3 protein-coding genes and 3 tRNA genes are annotated in these 8,107 nt (G+C 38.1%); 5 read left to right on the forward strand and 1 reads right to left on the reverse strand.

Annotation, left to right across the window (positions count from 1 at the left end; genetic code table 11):
• Nucleotides 1-32: 32 nt before the first annotated feature.
• From hrpB to PVK63_RS12885, 5 genes are all read left to right on the forward strand, one after another.
• Nucleotides 33-2,498, forward strand: coding sequence for an ATP-dependent helicase HrpB (gene hrpB, locus PVK63_RS12865; RefSeq protein ID WP_130087747.1), 2,466 nt, complete (start codon nt 33-35; stop codon nt 2,496-2,498).
• 24 nt (nt 2,499-2,522) lie between these two features.
• Nucleotides 2,523-4,898, forward strand: a complete 2,376-nt coding sequence (gene mrcB / locus PVK63_RS12870; protein ID WP_130087746.1) for a penicillin-binding protein 1B — start codon at nt 2,523-2,525, stop codon at nt 4,896-4,898.
• Nucleotides 4,899-5,138: 240 nt separating this feature from the next.
• A tRNA-Phe gene (locus PVK63_RS12875) sits at nt 5,139-5,214 on the forward strand.
• Between the two features lie 54 nt (nt 5,215-5,268).
• A tRNA-Thr gene (locus tag PVK63_RS12880) sits at nt 5,269-5,344 on the forward strand.
• A gap of 30 nt (nt 5,345-5,374) precedes the next feature.
• Nucleotides 5,375-5,450 (forward strand) — tRNA-Asn (locus PVK63_RS12885).
• A gap of 507 nt (nt 5,451-5,957) precedes the next feature.
• Here PVK63_RS12885 and PVK63_RS12890 read toward each other — a convergent pair.
• Complete coding sequence (locus PVK63_RS12890) at nt 5,958-7,595, reverse strand: methyl-accepting chemotaxis protein (RefSeq protein WP_130087745.1); 1,638 nt, start codon at nt 7,593-7,595, stop codon at nt 5,958-5,960.
• Nucleotides 7,596-8,107 lie beyond the last annotated feature (512 nt).

Consider the following 8,107-nt stretch of genomic DNA (forward strand, 5'->3'; position numbering starts at 1 on the left):
TTAATTCAAGATAATGCCATAGGGCGAACCCATTGTCACAGTTACCGATTGAAAGAGTGATCCCATCACTGATTGAGAAATTACAGAACCATTCTCAACTCATTTTAAAAGCATCGACAGGCGCAGGTAAGTCGACACATCTGCCTTTAATGCTATTAAAAGAACAAGTGATTAATGGCAAAATAATAATGTTAGAGCCAAGACGGTTGGCAGCTCGTAATATTGCGAGTTACTTAGCATCTCAATTAGGTGAGAAAGTCGGTGAGCAAGTTGGGTTTCGAATCAAAGGTGAAACTAAAGTTAGCCCTCAAACTCGATTGGAAATTGTGACGGAAGGTGTGATGACTCGAATGATCCAATCAGATCCTGAATTGTCAGGTGTTGGATTATTGATTTTTGATGAATATCACGAGCGAAGTATTCATGCTGATACTTCATTAGCTTTTGCCTTGGAAGTGCAAGAAGCGCTAAGAGATGATCTTAAGTTATTAATTATGTCTGCCACTTTAGATCAATTGGCATTACAGACGTTATTGCCAAGAGCTGCGTATGTAGAGTCAGATGGACGAATGTTTCCGGTGACAACGTCTTATACCCCTCTTAAAACAAACCAACGAATTGTTGAGGCAACTGAGAAAGCCATTCGCAAAACATTATTAAATGAAACAGGTTCAATACTGGTATTTTTGTCTGGAGTAGGTGAAATAAAACAGTTGGAAGAGAGATTAAAAGATCTTTCTTCTGATATTGTTGTTAGGCCTTTATATGGTCAGCTCGATGCAAAAAAGCAGCAATTAGCATTAAAACCAGCATTGAAAGGCGAGCGAAAAATAGTTCTCGCAACCAACGTTGCTGAAACCAGTTTAACTATTGAAGGGATCCGCATTGTTATTGATAGTGGCTATGAGCAAAAAGCAACGTTTGATGCAAAAACAGGGATCACTAAGCTAGAGAAAAAACGAATAGCTCAATCATCTGCTGAGCAAAGAAAAGGACGAGCAGGACGATTGGAACCCGGGGTATGTATTCGTTTATATACTGAATCTCAATATCAACAGCAGCCCCAAGTTCAAATACCCGAGATAGAATCTTCTGATCTTTCATCTTTGGTTTTGGAGTTAACAAAGTGGGGAGTTATCAATCCTTTGGATCTGCAATGGTTAACCCCGCCACCTGATGGCAATATTCAACAAGCTCGGTCTTTATTATCTCAATTAGACTTGATTGATAAGCAAGGTCAGCTTTCTATATTGGGGGAAAAATCACAGCAATTGAATATAGAGCCTCGCCTTGCTGCTGCATTATTACAAGCTAGCACTCAATCAGCTTCACATCTGCAAACAGCCTTATTTATTTTACCAATCATAGAAGAGCCTGCTAAATCAGTACAATCAAAAGATCTTAGCTTTCATCTTTCCTTATTTCTTGAAGGTCGCTACCCAAAACAGACAGAGTATCAACAAAGAGTTCAGCGACTGGCTCGCACTTTATCTGTAAAGGCAGACATAACTCAGGTTTCAATTGATTTTATTGGTGAGGTATTAGCATTAGGTTTTCCTGATAGATTAGCGGTAGCAAAAGGAACTCTAGGTCAATTTCAATTATCGAATGGCCATGGTGTGCAAGTTGATGAAATTGAATCGATAGCACAAAGCGATTATTTAGTAGTGGTGGACTTACTAAAAGGCAGTCAAAATCGCAGTTATGTTTTTCTTGCGGCATCCTTATCTAAATCATCTTTGTTCAGTGCTGTTTCTCATTTAATTATAGAAAAAGAGTATGTGGATTGGGATGAGAAGTCGGGAAGGATAGTCGCTGAAAAACGTACGTATTTAGGGCGAGTCATTCTGCAAAAAGAGCGAATGAGTTCACCAGACCCTGACAAAATTTCGTTGGCATTGCTTAATATGCTCAAGCGAAAAGGAATAGAGAACCTAGATTGGAATAAAGAAGTACAGGCTTTGCATTCTCGCTTGTTGTGCTGTGAAGAATGGTTACCAGAGATACCTCTTCCTGCGATGAGTGAAGCGCAGTTACTTGAGAGTGCAGAACTGTGGTTATTGCCATTTATGAATGGTATTAAAAATGATAAGCAACTTAAGAGCATTAACCTTACTAACGCATTAGAAGCCTATGTGGGTTGGGATGCGATGAAACTTATTAATGAATATTTGCCAGCGTATTATTTGTTACCAACAGGCACAAAAGCAAAGATCAATTATCAATTGCAATCGGAACCTAAGATTTCAGTAAGAATGCAAGAGGTGTATGGTGAAGCGCAAACGCCATTATTAGCGCAAGGAACAAAAAAATTGGTAATGGAATTATTATCCCCAGCTCAAAGGCCATTACAAACAACCAGTGACTTAGCTGGTTTTTGGAAAGGATCGTACAAAGAAGTACAAAAAGAAATGAAAGGACGTTACCCAAAACATATTTGGCCGGATGACCCTGCGAATCATCAAGCAACGAAAAAAACAAAGCGTCACTTTAATTAATTCTCTAACTTGAAAAGAACTCTCATGGCTGAAAAGAAAAAAGCACCAGTGAAAACCGCACCTAAAAAAACGGTGACAAAGAAAAAAACACCAGCAAAAAGAAAATCGGCAAGTAAGAAAAAAGCCCAGTCGCCTCGTTCTTTTTGGAAGGGGTTAATGATACTAGGTTTTAAACTAAGCCTTGTTGTATTAGCGATTCTTGTTATTGCTGGGATTTATTTGGATACCGTGGTTAAGAATCGCTTTGATGGTCAATTATTTACTTTGCCCACCGTAGTATATAGCCGGGTTCTGACATTGGCTCCAGGGCAAAATATCAGTTTGGAAACAGTTAAAAAAGAACTGGATTTATTAAAGTACCAGAAAGTTCGTCAGCCCCAACGTTCAGGAGAGTACTCTTCATCATCAACTAAAATAGAGTTGATCCGTCGTCCATTTGAATTCCAACAAGGACCCGAGCCAGATCGCCATGTCATGCTTTATTTTAATTCAGATGGACTACAGAAGATTGAAAATCGTACGGCAAAAAAACAAATGGGCTTTTTGCAAATAGAACCTCAATTTTTAGGGATGCTAGATGCAGACGATGATCAGCAGCGCCTATTCTTACGTAGAGAACAATTTCCAGAGGTGATGGTCGATGCATTATTAGCGACGGAAGACAGAGATTTTTATCAGCATGATGGCGTATCTCCACTAGCGATAGCTCGTGCAATGGTGGTTAATGCCAAAGCAGGTAGAACGGTTCAAGGGGGGAGTACATTAACTCAGCAGTTGGCAAAGAACTTATTCTTATCTCGTGAAAGAACATTATGGCGCAAGGTTCGTGAGGCTTATATTGCGTTGATTTTAGATTATCGCTATAGCAAAGATAGAATATTAGAAGCGTATTTAAATGAAGTTTATTTAGGGCAAACAGGTGGAGAGGCTATTCATGGTTTTGGGTTAGCAGCGCAAGTGTATTTTGGCCGCCCAATAGAAGAATTAAGAATTGATCAGTTAGCCATGTTAGTTGGTATGGTTAAAGGGCCATCCTATTACAATCCAATGCGCTTTCCTGAACGCGTAAAAGAGCGCCGTGATTTAGTATTACGTTTGATGATGCAAGAAGAAATCCTTTCTCCTCGTCAATATGAAATGGCTGCAAGTCGACCATTGGATGTGAAAAAACGTGCAAGTATCTCAACAAGACAACCTGCTTATTTCCAACAATTAAAATGGGAGTTAAAAGAAAAAGCGGGAGAGGCTTATCAAAGAGGTGAGGGATTACGGGTATTTACAACGCTTGATCCATTATCGCAGCAGAAAGCAGAAAAAGCAGTGGAACGAATTGTTCCTCAATTAGAAAAACGAGCAGGTAAAGGCTTAGAGTCAGCTATGGTTATCGTCGATCGTCAAAGCGGAGAGATCCGAGCTATGATTGGTGGTAGCAGAACGGGATTTGATGGCTTTAATAGAGCGATCAATGCAAAACGCCCAATTGGCTCTTTAGTTAAACCGGCTATTTATTTATCAGCATTAGAAAGCCCAGAGAAATATTCACTAGCGACCACATTAGATGATAAACCAATTTCATTAAAAGGCAGCAAAGGGACAACATGGACGCCTAGAAACTATGACCGAAAGTTTAGAGGTCAAGTTCCTTTGTATTATGCACTTTCTCGCTCATTAAATGTTCCAACCGTTAATTTAGGTTTAATGGTTGGCCTTAATAAGGTGACAGATACATTAGTTAAACTTGGTGTGAATGCTCAAGAGATTAATCAAGTACCATCAATGTTACTTGGTTCAATTAGTTTATCTCCGTATCAAGTTGCTCAAATGTACCAAACGTTAGGCAATGGTGGACGAAAAGCGCCTCTTACGGCATTAAAAGCGGTGGTGAATACAGATGGGGTATTACTTTATGAGAGCTTTCCTCGTTCGTCACGAGTCGTTCCAGAGCAAGCGACTTGGCTGACTATTTATGGAATGAAAAAAACGGTGAGTGAAGGAACGGCAAGATTTTTAAATAGTAAATACAGCTGGGCAGCATTGGCTGGAAAAACAGGAACAAGTAATGACTCAAGAGATAGCTGGTATGCAGGTATTGATGGGAGAGAAGTTGCGATTACTTGGCTTGGTCGAGACGATAATAAACCAATGAAATTAACTGGTTCGAGTGGTGCGTTAAGAGTTTATGCTGATTATTTAAGTATGAGACCACCTGAAGCTTTTAATTTACCGTGGCCAAATGAAGTAACGACAGCTCATTTTGACTTACAAGAAAATAAAACGCTAAAACCGGATTGTTCTGGCAAGGAAAACATACCAATTTGGGATATTAAAGGCCAATATAAAGCGGAGTGTGAAAGGAGAAATACACCAGCCGCTTGGTTAACTGACATTTTTGGTTTTTGATTTTGATAAATTGCTGACTCCTCTTTAGTATGCAGATTTTAAAGAGGACGGCCTTTATTTAGATTAGGGCTTATTTGCGTAAAAAACTAATAAACGTTTCTTAAGCCATTAAAAGTAGCGTTATTTTTTAATCAAAATGTTATAAAAACAAGCATTGCGAATATATTTCAACCAAAAGGTGTTTTTTTTTAAAATTATTAGTTGACCAGAGAAGCAAAAAGCCGTTTAATACACCTCGTTGCCCGGATAGCTCAGTCGGTAGAGCAGAGGATTGAAAATCCTCGTGTCGGTGGTTCGATTCCGCCTCCGGGCACCATATTAAATTGTTGGTGCTTAATATTCGTTAACACGAGCAATAAAAAATTAGTGTGCCGACTTAGCTCAGTAGGTAGAGCAACTGACTTGTAATCAGTAGGTCACCAGTTCGACTCCGGTAGTCGGCACCATTAATTCTCTTAGTGAGACGTAAAACCTGTTCCCTTTTAGTTCAGTCGGTAGAACGGCGGACTGTTAATCCGTATGTCGCTGGTTCAAGTCCAGCAAAGGGAGCCACATTTAAAAGCCTCGTCAGAAATGACGAGGCTTTTTTTATGCTTTTCTGTAATCAAGTACGTAATACCAATCGTAGTAAATAACTGATCATCCTAACTGGTTAAAATGCTCGATAACTACGTTAAAAATTTTGATTGTAGAATAACTACTTATCATAAAATTTCGCCTTGTTCTCAAGCATTTTTCCTGCGTTATTTCTGATCACTTACTTACTGTGATTGGTATAATATCAACCCCATTAATGGTCATCTAATTAGTTACATTGGTATTACTCTATAATCAAAGTGTTCAGCGCAGTTATCGAACATTTAATACCATTCTGGATAAATAGTTGATCAGATATAATCGATTTTAACAAGCAAGAATGATCAAGTGCTTATGTAGATTGGTATAATTAGTAATTTACTACGATTAGTATTATCCAAATTACGGTTAGAGGTTTTGTTATAAAAAAAGCAGACAATCAATGTCTGCTTTCTTATTGCTTCTAGTAATCTTACATTATCACTATTTGTCTAGGTTACTATTTACTCGAAATTTGTTTAACCAAGTCTCTAAATCATCAGCTAATTCAGTTAGGGTATGAGTACTTTGTTTACTCTCTGCGACAACACTTGCTAACTGCTGTCCACTTTCTTCTATCATATTAACTCGTTGAGTGATGTCTTCACTTACGTGTTTCTGTTCTTCAGATGCACTTGCAATTTGATGACTCATACTTGAAATTGACTCAAGGGCAGTAACAATTTGCTGTAGAGCATCGGAGGCATTTTGAGATTCAGATACGGTGCTTTTGCTGGTTTCGGCACAGATCTCCATACTAGCTATTGCGTTACGAGAGCCTTGTTGTAAGTTTGAAATCATTAACTGTATTTCTTTTGTACTACCTTGAGTTCTTCCCGCTAAATTACGAACTTCATCAGCAACAACAGCAAAACCTCGACCTTGTTCACCAGCTCGAGCGGCTTCAATTGCAGCATTTAAGGCGAGTAAGTTGGTTTGCTCTGCAATATCACCAATGACATCAAGAACCTTAACAATGTTGTTCACATTGCTATCTAATTCAGAAACCGCAGTACTTGCTGTATTTAATTGTTCAGCAAGTCCTTCTATATTAGACACGGTCGCAGTAATTAATTTTTGAGTTCGAACACTTCGCTTATCGGCTTCGTCTGTAGTAATGGCTGTTTCTTGTGCTGAATCTGCTACATTATTAGCAGAAGAAGCCATCTCAGTAATCGCCGCTGCTATCATCTCTGTTGATTGGTGCTGGTTTTCAGTCAATTCACTTGCAGTCCCTGCTCTAGAGTGAACATCAGATAACTCAGCTTTTAACGCAAGCATTGCTTGAGTTAGATGTTCAACTAACTCTGCTAATGATAAATTCATTGTTTGAACTGCGTGATAAATACTGCCTTCAGGTGCTTTTTCTGTAAATTGAGTAACAATCTCACCAGCAGCAACAGTTTGGATTGCAGAGTGGACATCTTTAGGTTCGCCACCTAATAATGAAATCATACGTTTCATAGAAATCATTAGAATGCTAAAAATTAAACTCGCAATGATAAAGGCTAAACCAAATTGCCATTGAGCTGTAGACCAGAATCGAGAATTAACTTCTGTTTCTCCAATACCAGTGCCTACAATCCAATTCCAATCTTGTGTTTTTTCTGCAATAGAAAGCTTTTTATCAATACTTCCATCTGGCATTTTTAAAGACCATGTATATTCAGCCATGCCTGATGGATTTTGATTTATGGCATTTTCTAAAATTTGGCCAACACTTTTTCCTTCACTATCACGGAACTCATGAAAGCTGGTACCATGAAGTTGAGGATCTAAAGGAGCAGCTAAGAACATTAGGTCTTTATCTGCAACATATACGTATTCATTATCTTTATAGATATTGTTTCGTAAAATTGTAATTGTGAGCTCTTTGGCTTTATCCTCTTCTATTTTTCCTTGCCTTACCATTTCTTCCATATTGGTAATTAGGTTATAGGTTGTTTGGAATAATTCAGTAACTCGAGATTTATTATCCATAGAGCTAGCAATACGTAATGTCCATAGCCCTGTTGCTGTCATTAATATAAGAGAGCATAAAATAATAGCTGCGAGGACGTAAGATTGTGTTTTTAACTTCATGCTTATTTGCTCCGAGAAAATATAAGCGACATTTAACCTATGTATCGACCGATAAAAGTATAAGTTTAATGAATTATACGAGTGCCGATATATTAAGAGGGAGTCTTATGTTGTGCTTTGTATGATTATCACCTTCTAAATGAATGATTTTAAATTATTAGTTATTGATTCTATTTTTTAGGTCATGATTTGCAGTGCTATAGATAGAATTAGACCTTAAGTGGTCTATTTTTAGCGTTAAAGTGAACTATAACTAAGCATATTGATGCCTATTTATGCAATTGAATCAAATTTTAAGAATAAATAGATAAAGTACTTGCTAATGTGATCGAACTCTCTATAATGCGACCTCACTGACACGGAGAGCCCGTCCCGTAAGGGGTTGGAAGGAAAGGTTAGTGTGATGAGTTATCAACATTCATTTCAAATAAGTGCTTGACACTTTATCTGAAATGAATAAAATGACCGTCCTCTTCGCTGATAAGATTGAATGCTTTGAAAGTAGAAGGAAT

Origin of the sequence: Aliivibrio sp. S2TY2 (assembly GCF_028765525.1) — a bacterium.
GTDB classification, from domain to species: Bacteria; Pseudomonadota; Gammaproteobacteria; order Enterobacterales; family Vibrionaceae; genus Aliivibrio; species Aliivibrio finisterrensis_A.